Source organism: uncultured Campylobacter sp., from assembly GCF_938045595.1.
Classification (GTDB): Bacteria; Campylobacterota; Campylobacteria; order Campylobacterales; family Campylobacteraceae; genus Campylobacter_B.
This window is the reverse complement of the sequence record NZ_CALIBB010000290.1, coordinates 1-15,445: the sequence shown is the minus strand read 5'-3', so window position 1 is coordinate 15,445 and position 15,445 is coordinate 1. Positions and strand designations below refer to the sequence as shown.

14 protein-coding genes and 1 pseudogene are annotated in these 15,445 nt (G+C 48.2%); 12 read left to right on the top strand and 3 right to left on the bottom strand.

Going from position 1 to position 15,445, the window contains the following annotated elements:
* The first annotated feature begins 378 nt into the window (after positions 1 to 378).
* The 12 genes and pseudogenes from petA to Q0340_RS11265 all read left to right on the top strand — a co-directional run bounded on the left by petA (position 379) and on the right by Q0340_RS11265 (position 13,709).
* Entirely contained in the window at positions 379 to 885 is a 507-nt protein-coding gene (gene petA, locus Q0340_RS11320; RefSeq protein WP_177387024.1) for a ubiquinol-cytochrome c reductase iron-sulfur subunit, read from the top strand.
* A gap of 9 nt (positions 886 to 894) precedes the next feature.
* The gene (locus tag Q0340_RS11315) at positions 895 to 2,154 is read left to right on the top strand and encodes a cytochrome bc complex cytochrome b subunit (RefSeq protein ID WP_297880685.1); all 1,260 of its coding nucleotides are present in this window, start codon (positions 895 to 897) and stop codon (positions 2,152 to 2,154) included.
* A gap of 2 nt (positions 2,155 to 2,156) precedes the next feature.
* Positions 2,157 to 3,260, top strand: coding sequence for a c-type cytochrome (locus Q0340_RS11310; protein WP_298083386.1), 1,104 nt, complete (start codon positions 2,157 to 2,159; stop codon positions 3,258 to 3,260).
* 219 nt (positions 3,261 to 3,479) lie between these two features.
* Positions 3,480 to 5,411: an FTR1 family protein gene (locus Q0340_RS11305; RefSeq protein ID WP_298083385.1), complete on the top strand. Its 1,932-nt coding sequence runs from the start codon at positions 3,480 to 3,482 to the stop codon at positions 5,409 to 5,411.
* Between the two features lie 14 nt (positions 5,412 to 5,425).
* The gene (locus Q0340_RS11300; protein ID WP_005869331.1) at positions 5,426 to 5,947 is read left to right on the top strand and encodes an iron transporter; all 522 of its coding nucleotides are present in this window, start codon (positions 5,426 to 5,428) and stop codon (positions 5,945 to 5,947) included.
* Between the two features lie 387 nt (positions 5,948 to 6,334).
* Complete coding sequence (locus Q0340_RS11295; protein ID WP_298083384.1) at positions 6,335 to 7,753, top strand: Fe-S-containing protein; 1,419 nt, start codon at positions 6,335 to 6,337, stop codon at positions 7,751 to 7,753.
* A complete protein-coding gene (locus Q0340_RS11290) occupies positions 7,753 to 8,997 on the top strand; it encodes an ABC transporter permease (RefSeq protein ID WP_298083383.1) in 1,245 nt (414 codons plus the stop codon). The genes Q0340_RS11295 and Q0340_RS11290 overlap by 1 nt, the downstream gene beginning before the upstream one ends.
* Positions 8,984 to 10,117 (top strand): FtsX-like permease family protein, encoded by a 1,134-nt coding sequence (locus Q0340_RS11285; RefSeq protein WP_298083382.1) that lies wholly within the window; start codon positions 8,984 to 8,986, stop codon positions 10,115 to 10,117. The genes Q0340_RS11290 and Q0340_RS11285 overlap by 14 nt, the downstream gene beginning before the upstream one ends.
* A gap of 1 nt (position 10,118) precedes the next feature.
* Positions 10,119 to 10,757, top strand: a pseudogene (locus Q0340_RS11280) (ABC transporter ATP-binding protein); the annotation flags it as partial.
* Positions 10,758 to 11,003: 246 nt separating this feature from the next.
* Complete coding sequence (locus tag Q0340_RS11275; RefSeq protein ID WP_298083381.1) at positions 11,004 to 11,417, top strand: hypothetical protein; 414 nt, start codon at positions 11,004 to 11,006, stop codon at positions 11,415 to 11,417.
* The gene (locus tag Q0340_RS11270) at positions 11,414 to 11,908 is read left to right on the top strand and encodes a TlpA disulfide reductase family protein (RefSeq protein ID WP_298083380.1); all 495 of its coding nucleotides are present in this window, start codon (positions 11,414 to 11,416) and stop codon (positions 11,906 to 11,908) included. Before Q0340_RS11275 ends, Q0340_RS11270 begins: the two co-directional genes overlap by 4 nt.
* A 229-nt stretch (positions 11,909 to 12,137) precedes the next feature.
* The gene (locus tag Q0340_RS11265) at positions 12,138 to 13,709 is read left to right on the top strand and encodes a subtype B tannase (protein ID WP_298083379.1); all 1,572 of its coding nucleotides are present in this window, start codon (positions 12,138 to 12,140) and stop codon (positions 13,707 to 13,709) included.
* Between the two features lie 464 nt (positions 13,710 to 14,173).
* Here the strand turns inward: Q0340_RS11265 and Q0340_RS11260 are convergent, their stop codons facing one another.
* The 3 genes from Q0340_RS11260 to Q0340_RS11250 all read right to left on the bottom strand — a co-directional run.
* Positions 14,174 to 14,335 carry a hypothetical protein gene (locus Q0340_RS11260; RefSeq protein ID WP_298083378.1) on the bottom strand — a complete coding sequence of 54 codons (162 nt, stop codon included), beginning with the start codon at positions 14,333 to 14,335 and terminating at the stop codon, positions 14,174 to 14,176.
* 26 nt (positions 14,336 to 14,361) lie between these two features.
* Positions 14,362 to 14,535, bottom strand: coding sequence for a hypothetical protein (locus tag Q0340_RS11255; protein ID WP_298083377.1), 174 nt, complete (start codon positions 14,533 to 14,535; stop codon positions 14,362 to 14,364).
* 47 nt (positions 14,536 to 14,582) lie between these two features.
* The coding region (locus Q0340_RS11250) for a radical SAM protein (protein ID WP_298083376.1) at positions 14,583 to 15,445 on the bottom strand (863 nt) is incomplete at its 5' end.

Sequence of the window (15,445 nt, the reverse complement as noted above, 5' to 3'; positions counted from 1 at the left end):
CCGCCGCTACCATAGCCGAGCAGTGAAATTTTAAAATTTGATTTTATAAATTCTATGCTCGTCTTTAAATTTAAAATCTCGCGCTTTATGAAATTTTATTTATGATGTCGAAATTTTAAAATTTTGCACGCCATTGTCGCAATAACTCTTACGCGACAAAATTTTAAAATTTTAAATTCCGCGCCATGATAGAATATGATAGAATTTGAAAATTTATAAAATTTTAAGCCACGAAAACGCCTCGCTAGGCATTAAAATTATCTTAAAATATAATTTAGCTTGCAAGGTTAAGCTAAATTTCTGCTTATAATCATATTGATTTAATCTTTATTTGGCTAAAATTGACACTTGTCAATTTCTTAATTTGAAAGGATAAAGATGTCTGATCTAAAACAGGATAGACGAGGCTTTATCGGGCTTACTTTCGGCGCGGTTGCCGCTGTGGGTGGCGTTTTCGCACTCGTGGGGATGAAGAAATCGTGGGATCCGCTTCCTAGCGTGCGCGCCGCCGGCGTCACTACGGTAGATTTAAGTCCGATCAAAGAGGGCGAGCTTTATCAAACGCAGTGGCGTAAAAAGCCGATTTTCGTGCTTAAAAAGACTGCCGATATGCCTAAAAATGATGCCCGTGACGTCGTCGTAGGGGATGCTAGATATACGCTTTGCATAGGGCTTTGCACGCATTTGGGCTGTATTCCTAGCTACAAGCCATCGACGCAACAATTCATCTGTGCATGTCACGGCGGGATTTTCGACGCTAACGGCGTAAACGTATTCGGTCCGCCGCCACGCCCTATGGATATACCGCCCTTTAAAATAGACGGAACGAAACTCGTTTTAGGCGAAGAGGGCCCCGAATACCAAGCCCTAAAGCAGAAAGCATAGGAGGCGCAGATGGCACATATCAGAAAGGCTACGGGAGTTTGGGATTGGTTCGACCAAAGGCTCGCCGTAACGAAATTTTTCAAGGTGATGGTAAGCGAGTATTGGATTCCTAAAAATATCAGCTTCCTTTGGGCGATGGGCGTTATTTTGATGACGCTATTTATAGTTTTGTTCGTTAGTGGACTAATGCTCGTGATGTATTATAAGCCGGATGTAAATTTAGCATTTGATAGCGTAAATTTCACGATTATGAAAGAGGTCGAATACGGCTGGCTATGGCGTCATATCCACGCGGTATCGGCATCAGTTGTATTTTTGATCTTATACATTCATACTTTAGTAGCTATTTATTACCGCTCGTATAAGCAAGGGCGAGAGATGATTTGGGTAAGCGGAATGCTGCTTTTCATCATCTTTTCGGCGGAGGCTTTTAGCGGCTATATGCTTCCATGGGGGCAGATGAGCTACTGGGCAGCGATGGTTATTACAAATTTGTTCGGCGGAATTCCAGTAGTGGGCGATGCAATAGTCGAATGGATTCGCGGCGATTATGCTGTTAGTGATCCGACGCTGACACGATTTTTTATGCTTCACGTCTGTTTGCTACCTCTTGTGGTGGTTGCGGTGCTGGCGGTGCATTTCTATTCGCTTAGATTTCCGCATGTAAATAACCTAGACGGCGAGGAGATTGACTTTGAGCTCGAGGGCGAGAAGTATCTGCAGGGCAAAACTAGCGAAAGCAAGGTAATTCCGTTTTGGCCGGGCTTTTTGGCGAAGGATTTTTTCTACGTCAGTATCTTTATGATATTTTTCTTTTATCTAGTGGGTTTCCACTTCGATTTTGCGATGGATCCTATAAATTTCGAGCCTGCAAACAGCCTCAAAACCCCGACGCATATCTATCCGGAGTGGTACTTTCTCTGGGAGTATGAAATTCTGCGCGGATTTTACTTCGACGTAGGACCGCTTAAGGCTGCCGACATCGGACTTATCGCCTTTGCCTTCGCTGGAGTTTCGCTATTTTTTATCCCGTTATTTGACCGCAGCAGCGTAGTAGCGCCTGCGCACAAAAACAAAGCGTTTTTCATCTGGTTTTGGGTTTTGGTAATCGACATGATTCTGCTTAGCCTATTCGGAAAGCTCCCCGCAGACGGTATGGAACTCGGTATCGAAAATAAATACTGGGGCTTTGCCCTATCGATCATCTATATCGGATTGCTCGTCGTAGTGCTTCCGTTAATTACAATCGCAGAAAGAAAGAGGGTCTAGCCATGAAAGAGATAAGAACCCTAATCTTAGTGCTTTTTTGTGTGGGAATTTTATACTGGTTTGTCGAGCCTTATGCTCATACTAAGCTCAGTCCGCACACCGATCCGGTAAATTATGACTTTGCAGCAGGCGATACGGCTTTAGCCGCGCATAACGTAGCCGCAGCAGAAAGCGCTTTGGCCGCAGCCGAAAAGGGCGGAGATGAGACGATGATAAAAAATTCTAAAAAAGCCCTAGCCAGCGCGAAAGAACAACAAGACAAAACGGTGCTTTTTTGGGATGAGATAAATAAAATCGATCTTAGCAAAGGCGATGCCGTGCGCGGCGCCGAGACCTTTACAAATGCAGGCTGCACCGCATGTCATGGAGTAAAAAGTGCAAATATCCCCGCTCCTATGGACGCGGCAAGCGCTAGTGCCGCATACGGCGTCAATCCGCCAGATCTTAGCAGCGCAGGCTATCTATACACCGATAAATTCTTAGCTGCACTCATCAAAGATCCGATCATGGCTCTTAAGCTAGATCAGAAATTTGGCGACGAAAAGCCTTTTCCGATGCCTGGATTTTTCGGTACAGGCGGTGATCTAAATCAAGAGATCGCCGATATCGTAGCCTATCTAAAATCGCTCGCTCCTAGCGAGAATAAGCTAATCGCCTCTGAGGCTGCTGCTAGCGGCATCAAGCAAGGCACCGAACTAAATGAAGCGCAGAAAAAATTCCTTTTAAGCAAGGCGGTTTTTGAGGATGCTTGTCTAAGATGCCACGATGTCAAATACGATAAGCTCTTTGCATCCAGCGATAGGGCTAGCCTGGCTGCGTATATGGGCTCGACGCCTCCTGATCTTTCGATGATGATCCGTTCTAAAGGCGCCAACTATCTGCACGAGTTTATCAATGATACGCAAAAGAAGCTTCCAGGCACTTCGATGCCGCGCGTAGGCTTGAACGAAAACGCTGAAGCCAAGGTCGTGGAATATCTAGCTGACGTAGGCGATAGCAAAAAAGCCGAGCGTGAAGCTACGACTATAAATATTATGATATATTTCTTGATCCTTTCTGTTTTTGCAGGTCTTTGGAAAAGCAAAATTTGGTCGAAACTTCATTAAAATTTTAGCAGTCGGAGTAAAATCCGACTGCCGTTTAAAATTCCGTCATATCCTAAATTCCATTAAATTTCATCTATCAAAAAGCTCTCGCAATTGAGAATTTAGCCGCTTTCGTGCTTTATGATAACCGCTTTTTTTATTACTTTTTAAGATTTTTCTACATATAATTGCTACTTAATTTTGAAATTTAATGTATGAATTCAACTCAAGAAGGGTCAGATGAAATTTTTTAAATTTGCGGTTTTAGCTCTAATTTTTCCGCTTGCTATGCTTTTTGCGGATACGGATTATCGCGCCGAAGCAGCGACGATAAAAGAGAAATTTGCTCAAGCGATCAAGCTTTATGTTGATGGTAATAATTCTGAGGCTAGAAAGATAACTCAAGAGGCGTATTTTGGGCATTTTGAAAATCTAGAAGCCGGCATCCGCATAAATTTGGGACAGAAAAAATCCTACGATATGGAGAAGCAATTCGGCGATATTCGTAAAGCAATCAAAGCCGAAAAGCCTCTAAATGAGATCCAAGCGATGATCGATAATCTAAATCGCGAGATTGATGAGGTTCTGCCTGCGATCGAATCTGGTCATCGTCTCGTAGCCGAGTATCAAGACGGAGGCGACGGCAGCACTTCTACGCCAGCCTCAGGCGGGAATTCCGCAGCATCCGGCACAACTTCGCCTTGGATGAGCGTCTATACAGAATTTAAAACTGAGCTGGATAACGCTAAAGCTGCGTTTGATAAAAAAGACGCTGCTGCGTTAAAAGCTGCGCTAAATCGCGCTAAATTTGATATCTACCGCAACGAACGTCTAGAGGAGGCAGTGCGAAAATATGTCTCGTCTCAGACCGATCAATCAATCCAGCAAATTATCGGAAATCTCTTGCGCGAGGATGCGGATACGGACAAATCAAAATTTGACGAAGCGATAAACGCCCTAGATAATCTAGCATTAAAAGCCGTAAATGATTTGCCGCAAGAAAGCTACTCCATAGCGCCGCAGACTGCGTTAGCACAAAGCGATACTAGTGAGGATGAGGGCAAGGATTTTACGCCGATCGTGCAAAATATCAAAGACAAAATGGCTAAGGTTTTGCAGCTTTACGAGAGCGGCAAGGTTGATGACGCGATCGACGAGAGCGGCAATATCTACTTTGATGAATACGAAGAGAGCGGTATGGAAAATATCGTCGGTGCTAAAAATACTCAGCTTAAGCTAGATACAGAAGCAAGTTTTAATAAAATTTCGGCTCTTATGCGCGCGGGCGCTTCCAAAGAACAGATCGTAGCGGCGCAAAATAAGCTATTTGATCAGCTTACCCAAAGTCTAGAGCTAACGAAGAAATCAAGCAACTGGGATCTATTCTTATACGCGTTTATCATCATCTTGCGCGAAGGATTTGAAGCGCTCATCATCGTAGCCGCAGTCATCGCTCTACTTATAAAATCCGGCAACTCAAAGCACCTAAATATCGTTTACAGCGCTCTTGGCGTCGCGGTTGTGCTAAGTATCGCTACGGCTTACGGGCTGAATTATATCTTCGGTAGCGAAAATGCAGGACAAACGCGCGAAGTGATGGAGGGCGCGGTGATGTTAATCGCCGTAGTTCTGCTATTTTACGTGGGCTTTTGGCTTCTTTCGAATGCAAGCTCCAAAAAGTGGAGCGCCTATATCCAAGGTCAAATTTCAAACAGCCTAAGTTCGGGCGATAGCAAGATGCTTTGGTGGACGGTATTTTTAGCGGTTTATCGCGAGGGCGCAGAGACGGTGCTATTTTATCTGGCACTACTTTTCGATGCTAAAAGTCCGGCAGCTACTAGCATGGTAGCAGCAGGCTTTGTCGCGGGTCTGGCGGCTCTTATTATAGTTTATATCGTCATCAAAAAATTCTCGCTTAAAATCGCTATCAAGCCATTTTTCATCGCTACATCAGTCATTATCTTTTATATGTCCGTCGTATTTGTGGGCAAGGGCGTGATGGAGCTAGTCGAGGGCAAGGTATTCGTGCCTACGGTAATAGACGGGCTTCCAACGATTACGTGGATCGGATTTTATCCTTACGTCCAGAGCCTCGTGCCGCAAGCGGTGATGATCGTGCTTCTAATCGTAGGAATTTTAATCTTAAAAAATAAGCAAAAAAACAAATCTTAATAAGGAGAGAAAAGATGAAAAAGATTTTTTCAGGTATGTTGGCGCTAAGCCTAGCCTCTGTTATAGCAATGGCAGGAGAACATCCAATCGGCGAGCCGATTGAGCAAAATGGAATGGAGATCGCGGCAGTTTATCTTCAGCCTATCGATATGGAGCCTAAAGGCATCGATCTAGCTCCTAGCAAGGCGGACATCCACCTTGAGGCGGATATCCACGCTATCAAAGGCAACGCAAACGGATTTGGCGAGGGCGAGTGGATCCCTTACCTAAAGATCGCTTACGTGCTTAAAAACCTAGATACCGGCAAGATTCAAAAGGGAAATTTCATGCCGATGGTAGCTAGCGACGGCCCTCACTACGGCGCCAATATCAAGATGGTAAACGGTGTAGGCAACTACGAGCTAACCTACAACATCGAAAATCCAAGCGCCAACGGATTCGGCCGCCACGCGGACAAAGCGACCGGCGTAGGCAAATGGTGGGAGCCGTTCTCGGTTAAATACACCTTCCAATACACAGGCGCTCCTAAAGAGTAAATCGTAGCGGGCCTCGCCGAGTTCGTTTTCGGCGGAGCCCTAGCGGTATTGGGTTTAGCCGCACGCTTTAAATTTAAGGCGGTTAAATTTAGCCCGTTTAAATTTAATCGCTACGCCGTAGCTAAAACGTATCGTTTTTGCTTTAATGCGTTTAAGCTTACGAATCTTTTAGCTGCGGCAAAATTTTAAAATTAGCACGTCGCGAGGGTGAGACAAAACCAAAGCAATAGCGAGGCGAAATTTCTCTTTGCGGGCGGCTCTATTGCTGCGAACTTTTTGCGGGCTGATTTGAAATTTTAAAATTTACAAAATGGCGTAGGTTTTAAAATTTTAAAATTTAAGCAATTATAGGCGATTTACGCGCATTAGGCTCGATGAGGATTTTTGATGACGATATTTTTTTATCACGTTAGCTTGGCTCTGTTTCCGCTTGCATTTTTAAGCGCGTATCTGGGCGGCAGGCGCTTTATCAGCGCATCGTTTTTGCCTGCGCTTTTTGGAGCTGCGTTTGGGGCGCTGTGCTTTAGCGCATTTGCGCGCTCGGCAAACGCCGATACAGGCAAGATTATATTTGACGCGCTCGCACTTTTAACGCTGCTCGCGCTACTGTTTGCGTTTAGGCTTAAGCGATTCTATCTTACCGCTGCAGTTATTTTTGCTCTTGGCTGCGCGTATGGATTTGAATATCGCTTTATCGGGATGAATTTTAAAATTTTCTCCGGCGAGCTACTGGACAGCTTCAGCCTAACCAACCTCTTTATGGCGGTTTTAGGTGCGCTGGCGCTCATTTTATTCTATTTTATTTATCGCTCAGCTCTAGCGCGCGCGAGCAGAGGCGCAAAGCTAGTGTCTTTCGCTCTTGCCTGGGTGTTTGCTTTTATCGCTAAAATCGGCTTTTTAGGTCTTGATCTGCGCCAGGCAGACGCGCCCAAAGCTCTAGCTGCGAAGGGTTTTGAAGGGCTTTCAAACGCGATCGGCTCGTCCGAGTTTCTAAGCGTCATCGCCAAAATCATCCACTACAACAACTCCTATCTGACGCTAGCTCTTTGCCTTATAGCTACGCTAATTGCGCTACTTACGGCATTTCGTGCGCCAAGTCGAGTGCCTCGCGAAGCGGACATTATAAAATTTAGAGAGGTTAAAGCGGGCAGATTTGCCATTTTTAGAGATTTTAGCCTGATCTTATCACTTGGGATTTTAATCAGCTTTTTGGGGCTTTATTATATCTTGGTCGCCTCAAAACCGCCTACGATCGATGAGCCTAAGATTATCGAGCCGCAAGGCGCGGAATTCATAATCGATGCAAACATCGTAAAGGATGGCAAGCTGCACCGCTTTGCCTACGTTACCGACGACGGGCATAAGGTCAGGTTTTTTCTACTAAACCGCTTCACGGACAAATTTGCCCCGGTCGCGGTTTTTGACGCGTGCTCGATCTGCGGCGATATGGGCTACATCAAAAAAGGCGACGAGCTCATCTGCATCGCTTGCAACGTGAGGATATTTTTGCCTAGCGTCGGCAAGCTGGGCGGCTGCAATCCGATCCCGCTGGATTATAAGCTAGAGGGGCAAAATATCGTCATCGCACTTAAGACGATCGAGGATGGCGCGTCCTATTTCTCGGAGATTGTGGATAAAAAGGTGATCGATCCGGTCAGTAGAAAAGAAATTTTAAACACCTCTAAATTTAGCTATCTTTACTACGGACGCACCTACTTTTTCGAAAGCGAAGCGAATGCAAACGCCTTCACCGCGCACCCCGAGCGCTATGTAGATGAAAACGGCACGCTAAAGGAGCTTAAATAATGTTTTTACGCATCATCAAATCCTCCATTTTAAACTCCAGGGATAGCAAAATTTTAGCGTTTTTGACCATATTTTTATCGGTTTCGCTGATCGCTTGCATGCTAAATATCACGCTAAAAATCGGCGATCAGGTCGCTAAGGAGCTGCGCAGCTACGGCTCAAATATCGTAGTGCTACCGCGCTCGCAAAGCCTAAGTATCGAGATCGGTGGGCGCGAATACTCTCCGCTTAAAAACGATGATTTTTTAAAAGAGAGCGAGCTGCATAAGATCAAAGAAATTTTTTGGCGCAACAATATCACCGCCTTTGCGCCTTTTTTAACTACCCGCGCAGGAGATTACGACGTCGTGGGAACCTACTTTGAAAAGGACGTGGGCGTTAGCGACGAGCCTGATTTCAGATCGGGCGTGCGCTCGCTCTATCCGTTTTGGAGCGTAGAGGGACAGTGGGTAAAAGACGGCGCCGAGAATGAGGTGCTTGCAGGAGACGGGCTGGGGCTTAAGATCGGCGATGCGGTTAAGCTTGGAGATTATGAGGTTAAAGTCGTTGGGATTTTACACGGCGCGGAGGATGAAGCCAAAAAGCTGATCGCAAATTTATCTCTGGTGCAAAAGCTAACGCACAAAGAAGGCCTCATCGCCAAGGCAGAAGTTAGCGCCATGACGATCCCCGAAGACGATCTGTCCGTAAAGGCAAGAAGGAGTCTCGATAATCTAGACGCCACAGAATACGACACCTGGTACTGCTCGGCATACGTTAGCTCCATCGCATATCAGATCACCGAGGAGTATCCAAACGCAAGCGCCAAGGCGGTGCTTAGCGTCAGCGAAGCTCAAAGCGGCATCACGAAAAAAATTCAAAATTTAATGGGCGTCGTAAGCATTCTGTCGCTGCTAATTTCAAGCATCTGCATCACGAGCCTGCTAAGCAGCGAAATTTACAAGCGCAAAAAAGAGATCGGCTTGCTTAAGGCGCTGGGAGCGAGCAATTTTATGATCTATATCCAGTTCGCCGCCGAAATTTTTGTCATCTGCGTAGCAAGCTCGCTCGTGGGCGCAGTTGTGGGCTACGCGCTTAGCTGGGCGATCGCGTATCAAATTTTTGGCTCCTTTATCGGCGTCTCGCTTATGGTCTTTCCGCTTAGTATCGTCTTTGGACTTCTTATTTGCATTATCGGCTCGATCTTGCCGCTACGCGGAGTGATCAAGCTACTGCCTGCGGAGGTGCTTTATGGTAGGAAATAACGGAGCGTTTTTCAGAGGCGCGATCTTTAAAAGTATCATCAACAGCGGCATTCGCAGCTTCGTGATTTTCGTCGCGATAATGCTAGGCAGCGCGGTTTGCGCGGCGTTCGTAAATATCTACGCCGACATCGATAAAAAGGTCGCCAGCGAGCTAAACAGCTACGGCGCAAATTTGATCGTAAGCCCTGCAAATTTAGAAAATTCCCATATGGACGAAGCGGCGCTCGATGCGAAGTTCGCTAAAATCTCCGCACTGAAAAGCGCGAATAAATACCTTTTCGGCAGCGCAAATTTAGGCGTAAACTCAGGCATCATCATGGGGGTAAATTTCTCCTCTCTGCGCGATACGATGCCGTTTTTGGATCTCAAAGAGGGCTCGTTTATCGGCGTGGATTTCGACGATAAAAACGCGCTCATCGGGCAGGATCTCGCCAAACTTTTGGGCGCGAAGCTCGGCGATAGTATCGAGATCACGCCGATCGGCTCAAATGAAACGAGCAAGGTTAAGATAAAAGGCATCGTCTATGACGGACAGAAAGAGGACGGCATGCTGCTAATCTCGCTGCCGCTGGCGCAAAAAATTTTAAATCAGCCTGCGCAGGTAAATTACGCCGAAGCGATCGTAAGCGGCGATTTTAAGCAGCTTAGCGAAATTTCAAAAAGCCTGAGCGATGCGCAGATGAGCTTTGCGCCGATCGGCAAGGTATCCAAGACCCAAGGCATCATCTTAAATAAAATCAAGCTTTTGATGCTTCTTATCGGCATTACGATCCTTCTGATCACCTCGGTCTGCATCAACACGAGCCTTAGCTCGATCCTGCTTTCGCGCATCAAAGAGTTTGCGCTCATCCGCGCAATCGGCGCGAGCAAACAAAATTTGCTCCACCTGATCCTGAGCGAAATTTTAACCGTCTGCGTCGCAGGCTCGCTAGCTGGAGTATTCGTGGGATACCTGCTCGCGATCTTACTGGGGCATCTGATATTTTCAAGCAGCGTGGATTTTAGGCTGATTAGCCTCTTTGCGGCGGTCGCGCTGAGCCTGATTTTTGCGCTCGCGGCAAGCTACTATCCGATCAAAAAGGCGCTGAATCCGAATTTAGCGAATCTATTAAGGGAATGACATGGAAATTTTAAAATTTGAAGGCATCTGCAAATACTTCGGCGAGGTTAAGGCTCTCGATAATATCAGCTTCGACGTTTTAAGCGGCGAGTGGGTCAGCATAATGGGCCCAAGCGGCAGCGGCAAGAGCACGCTCGTAAATATCCTAAGCCTGATGGACACCCCCACCGCGGGCAGATATATCCTGGGCGGAGCCGACGCGAGCGCGCTAAACGACGAGCAAATTTTAGAATTTCGCCGCAAAAAGATCGGCCTCGTGTTTCAGCAGTTTCACCTAATCCCCTACCTAACGGCCGTTGAAAACGTCATGTTAAATCAATACTACCACAGCTGCGTGGACGAGGACAGCGCCAAAGCGGCACTTGAGAAAGTGGGGCTCGGGCACCGCATCACGCACCGCCCTAGCGAGCTTAGCGGCGGCGAGCAGCAGCGCGTCTGCATCGCGCGTGCACTCATCAATGATCCCGACATCATCATCGCCGACGAACCTACGGGCAACCTCGACGAGGCCAACGAGCGCGTGGTTTTGCAGCTCTTTCAGACGCTTCGCAGCGAGGGCAAGACGCTGCTTTTGGTCACGCACAACGAAGAGCTCGGTAAATTTGCCGACAAAGTGGTGCGCCTAAGACACGGCAAGCTCGATCGAATAGAGCTTTTGGATCAAAGCACGATGAAGCACAATCTCGGCTCGCAGGATGAAAATTCAGATCGCGATCCAAACGAAAGTGTTTCGCAAAGCTCTAGCGCCGTAACCGCGAGCGAGCAAAATTCCGCCTCGCAAAATTTGGACGGCGAAGATCAGAGTGCCGAAAATTCTAACGGCGAAAATCAAGGTGCCAAAAATGCGGGCGCGCAGAATTCCGGTGCGTAAAATTTAGCTCGCATGATGAAAAATAAAGCTACGTTAAAATTTAAAAATTTCACCGCCTGCGCACGCTCTTTTTGGGTTCGCACAAAGCTCGCGCGAGCAGGCGCAGCTCTTTGCTGCGCGCGTCCCACCGAAGCTATTTGCCTCGAAAGATCAAGCGCCGTCGCAAAACTGAGCGGAGTGGGTAAAAATTTAAAAAGTCGAAATTTTAAAAGCCGAAACGCCACGAGCGCAGATTTCGACGCGGATCGCGACATAAATTTCAACGCATACCGCGATATAAATTCTAGCGCAGATCGCGGCATGTGTCACGGCATAAATTCTAATACGGATCGCAATATAAATTCCCGCATAGATCGCGCCGCAAATTTTAAAATTTCAAACGCAAATTTAAAGGCCGATTTAACGCGTCCGAAGGCGGGTTTTAGATGATAAAATTTTTAAATTTAAAAGTTGCCGCCGCTATGTTCGTGCTGCTACTCACAGGCTGCGACGGATGGAAGCACCATCTAAGCAGCGACGGCACCTCGCTTGCCTCCAAGTTCGACCCCTCCGAGTGCACGCTAAAGATCGAGGGCAACGACAAGCCCTTTGTGCTGTTTTTCTATACTAGCGGCTGCGGCGCGTGCAAAGCCCAAGTGCCCGCGCTAAACGAGCTGCAAGCTAGCGGCGACGCGCTGATTATCGGCATTCTAGGCGACGGTAAAGGCTTAGAAGCTGACGCCGCGGTCGCTCGCGAAAAGGGGATAAAATTCCCAAGCGTCAGCGGCGCAAACTCCGTAAAATACTTTGAAACCATCGTAGGCGGCATTTTCGGCACCCCTACGTCCGTGATCTACGATAAGAACGGCAAAGCGGTCAAAAAACTCATCGGCCTCTATCCCAAATCCGCCTTTGAAACGCAGCTCAAGCTTATGAATTAACGAGCGGAATTTAATGCAGCCGGATTTACGGCACCGACCTGCAATACCCACCAAAATAACACTTCGAGTTTAAAATTCCTTTCAACTTGCAGATGCCTTTGCGTTTAAATTTCAAAATTTAGGCGCGCAGCGGATTTAAGTATTCGCTGAGTTTTGCTAAAATTAGCTTTGTCACTAAGCTGCTTAAAGGGCTAAAAAGCGGCGATATCAAAATAGAAAGGAGACGTCAATGAGTAAAAAATCCCTCACCCTAGGCGCTGCCGCGATACTTTGCAGCGGACTAAGCCTAAACGCCGAGGCTGCGACGCAGAGCGCGCAAATAGATCTGAAATTTAACGCCGCAAATTTTACGCAAGAAAGCGTGATCGTAGGCGGCAAAAAGATAAAATTTCGCGCCTACAAAAATATAATCTACGTCGCAAAACCCGTAAGCGCGCACTATCAGAGCATGAATATCTTCATCCCGCAGCAGTATTTTGAGGGGCGCAAGAGCGGCAAATTTGACGCCGCAAGCGCGCCGATATTTTTGCCAAACGGCGTGGGCGGATACATGCCGGGCGAAGCGGGCGAGGTCAGAATAGACGAAAGCGGCAAGCCAAACGCGATCGCTACGGCGCTTTCGCGCGGTTACGTCGTAGCCGCTCCCGCAGCGCGCGGACGCACGCTAAAGGACGCAAACGGCAATTATATTGGCAAGGCGCCCGCGGCGATCGTCGATCTAAAGGCAGCCGTGCGGTATCTGAAATTTAACGACGCGGCGATGCCCGGGGACGCAAACAAGATCATCTCAAACGGCACGAGCGCGGGCGGAGCGCTCTCGGCGCTTTTAGGCGCGAGCGGGGACGAGGCCGCGTACGAGCCGTATCTGCAGGAGCTGGGCGCTACGAAGACGAGCGATAAAATTTACGCGGCGTCCGCATACTGCCCGATCACAAATCTAAAGCACGCGGACGCGGCGTATGAGTGGATGTTCGGCGCGCAGAGCGAATATGAAAAGATGGATTTTAGCGGCTTTGATGCGGCTGGATTTAACGAGCGCGGCGAAAATTCTAGCGGCGCTGAAAAAAACTCCAAAAAAGGCGCGGATCAAAGCGCCACAAAGCCCGCACGCAAAACGCTAAGCGGCAAACTAAGCGCAGCACAGATTAAAATTTCAGACGAGCTAAAGGTGCAATTCCCCGCCTATCTGAACTCGCTAAGCTTGAAGGACGGGGGCGACCGCGCGCTAAGCCTGGATAAAAACGGCGACGGCAGCTTCAAAGATTACATAAACGGGCTCATATCGGCATCATTTGCTAATTTTGCGGCGAAAAATCCGCGCGCGAAAGCGCCCCTATACCTCGCCGCCAAGATCAAGGATGACGCATCGCAATCGCATATGCTTTTTTGGGGCTACGCGACTGCCGAACCGCGCGCCAAGACCCCGCCCGCATTCGACGGCTTTGCGCTTGAAAATCCCGAAAACGAGCTGTTCGGCAGCGCCAAATTTAACGCGGCGCATTTTACGAATTTTGGCGCGATGAATGACCCCGCCAAAGGGGTGCTAATCGCAGATGCGCAGCTCGTAGAGATGATGGATGCGATGAGTTTCGTATGCAACGAAAATGGCGCGAAATTTTACCGCATCCGACACGGCGCGAGCGATCGCGATACGGCGCTTGCGATCCCCGCGATTTTGGCGCTTAGCTTGCAAAATGCGGGCAAGAACGTCGATTTTGCGGTGCCTTGGGGGCAAGGACACGGCGGCGATTACGATCTTGAGAAGCTTTTTGACTGGATCGACGAAATAGTCGCGCGCTAGATTAACGGGCAGAATTTTATTTTGGAATTTAAAATTTTGCCCGCAGCTCTGCCCTAAATTTTATCGCCCAAACACTCTCTAGCGGATACGCCGCGCGACGCTAAAATTCTGCCGCAAAATTCTATCGCGTTAAAATTTCGGCGTCGCCGCAAAGCGCGCAACGGCTTTAAATTTTGCAGCCACCATTCAAAAAATTCCATAGAATTTTATCGCGGCAAAACGGCGCGAATTAAATTTTATCGGCCGCGACGAGTTATGATGCGGAGTTTTAGCGCGATCTGCGCTAAAATTTCAGCACAATCAAATTCTGCGGGCTAAATTTAAATTTAAAAACCGAAGTATGCGATAAAATTTTACGGCGTTTATGCACTTCCGATCGCAGGTATTTGAGCACGCAGGTATCGTGCATGAGCGCACATTCGGCGCGCGGGTGATTAAAAATCCGCCAAAATAAACGCAAAAACTCAAAGAAGCACGGTAAGCAGGCTAAATTTAAAGGCGCACATTTCGCGATCCCCCATTGATCCAAGCCCGCTTTTGCTATCCATTAGGCCTACTTCAATAATCCACTGGCACCCAAAAGCGCCGTTTGAGGTCTGTATCTTTGCGCCGTGTATAAATTTCATAATTTAACGGCGCTTTTAAGCACCGCTTAGCCTATAAAGACCCAACGCACGCCGCGGCAGCATCGTTTCCTAAAACCGGGCGTGCTAGCATCTTTGCGGCAGCAGCGCAACTCGGCGTCAAATTTAAACACTAGCCGTCCTTGTGCTGCCTCTCTAGCTCGCGTGCGGCGGATACCGCCTGCAACGATGCCTTCATGCAAGCCGCTCCTTCGCCGCGCCGCAAAAGAGATTTTAAAATTTTAACGTCCTAGCCTTTCGCGATCTCGTAAAAACCGTCCTTAAAAACGACCTTACCTGCATCCACAAGGCACTTTAAAAGCTGCGCGCTCGCTTCGTCAAACATCGCCTCCACGTCGCTAGTGCGCTGAGGACGACGTGCCAAAGTATGCAATATCTCGTCCTCGCTAAAGCTCAGCCGTTCACTTGCATAATGTGGCGCGGCGATGATATTTACGTTTTGATTTTCGATGAAAGTGGCCAGATAGCGCAGCTGCGCCTCGCTCACACCCTCTGCGCGGTATGCAGGCGGGCGATCGATAGTGCCAAGATCTACGCGGTGCGGATTGATGCGAGCTAAAGCCGTATTCAGCGCCACAAAATCCTCTTGCGTATCGTTTAGCCCGCGCACGACTAGGATTTCGATATCAAGCTCGCCGCGAAACTCGCGCGCAAAATCCGCGATCGCGCTTATGATATCCTCGGCGCTAATGCCTGCATGCGGGCCGTCCACCTTACGAAAGCTTTTCGTAAGCGCGCTATCTAGCGAAAATTTGCAGATATCGAGTTTCATCAGTGCCGCGCTGTTTTCGCGCACGAGCGAGCCGTTTGACAAAACGAGCAGCTTCTGCGGCAGATGCAGCGCCTTTAGCGCGTCTACGAGCTCTGCAAAGCGCGGATGCAGCGTGGGCTCGCCGTTTGCAGTAATCGTGATGACGTCAATGTTAGAGTGTGTTGCTAGCGCAGATTTAAGCTCCTCTATGAGTTCAGCTATGGGCGCAGGCTCGCTCATCGCGCTTACCGGCTTGCCCGCGCCCAGCTCGCAGTAGACGCAGTTAAAGTTGCACTGCTTGCGCTGCGGGCTCAGATCGATACCGAGGCTGCGCCCGAACC

Bases quoted from the DNA above. Each gene is read 5' to 3' on its own strand.
- petA (WP_177387024.1), top strand. From the start codon at position 379: ATGTCTGATCTAAAACAGGATAGACGAGGCTTTATCGGGCTTACTTTC.
- Q0340_RS11315 (WP_297880685.1), top strand. From the start codon at position 895: ATGGCACATATCAGAAAGGCTACGGGAGTTTGGGATTGGTTCGACCAA.
- Q0340_RS11310 (WP_298083386.1), top strand. From the start codon at position 2,157: ATGAAAGAGATAAGAACCCTAATCTTAGTGCTTTTTTGTGTGGGAATT.
- Q0340_RS11305 (WP_298083385.1), top strand. From the start codon at position 3,480: ATGAAATTTTTTAAATTTGCGGTTTTAGCTCTAATTTTTCCGCTTGCT.
- Q0340_RS11300 (WP_005869331.1), top strand. From the start codon at position 5,426: ATGAAAAAGATTTTTTCAGGTATGTTGGCGCTAAGCCTAGCCTCTGTT.
- Q0340_RS11295 (WP_298083384.1), top strand. From the start codon at position 6,335: ATGACGATATTTTTTTATCACGTTAGCTTGGCTCTGTTTCCGCTTGCA.
- Q0340_RS11290 (WP_298083383.1), top strand. From the start codon at position 7,753: ATGTTTTTACGCATCATCAAATCCTCCATTTTAAACTCCAGGGATAGC.
- Q0340_RS11285 (WP_298083382.1), top strand. From the start codon at position 8,984: ATGGTAGGAAATAACGGAGCGTTTTTCAGAGGCGCGATCTTTAAAAGT.
- Q0340_RS11275 (WP_298083381.1), top strand. From the start codon at position 11,004: ATGAAAAATAAAGCTACGTTAAAATTTAAAAATTTCACCGCCTGCGCA.
- Q0340_RS11270 (WP_298083380.1), top strand. From the start codon at position 11,414: ATGATAAAATTTTTAAATTTAAAAGTTGCCGCCGCTATGTTCGTGCTG.
- Q0340_RS11265 (WP_298083379.1), top strand. From the start codon at position 12,138: ATGAGTAAAAAATCCCTCACCCTAGGCGCTGCCGCGATACTTTGCAGC.
- Q0340_RS11260 (WP_298083378.1), bottom strand. From the start codon at position 14,335: ATGAAATTTATACACGGCGCAAAGATACAGACCTCAAACGGCGCTTTT.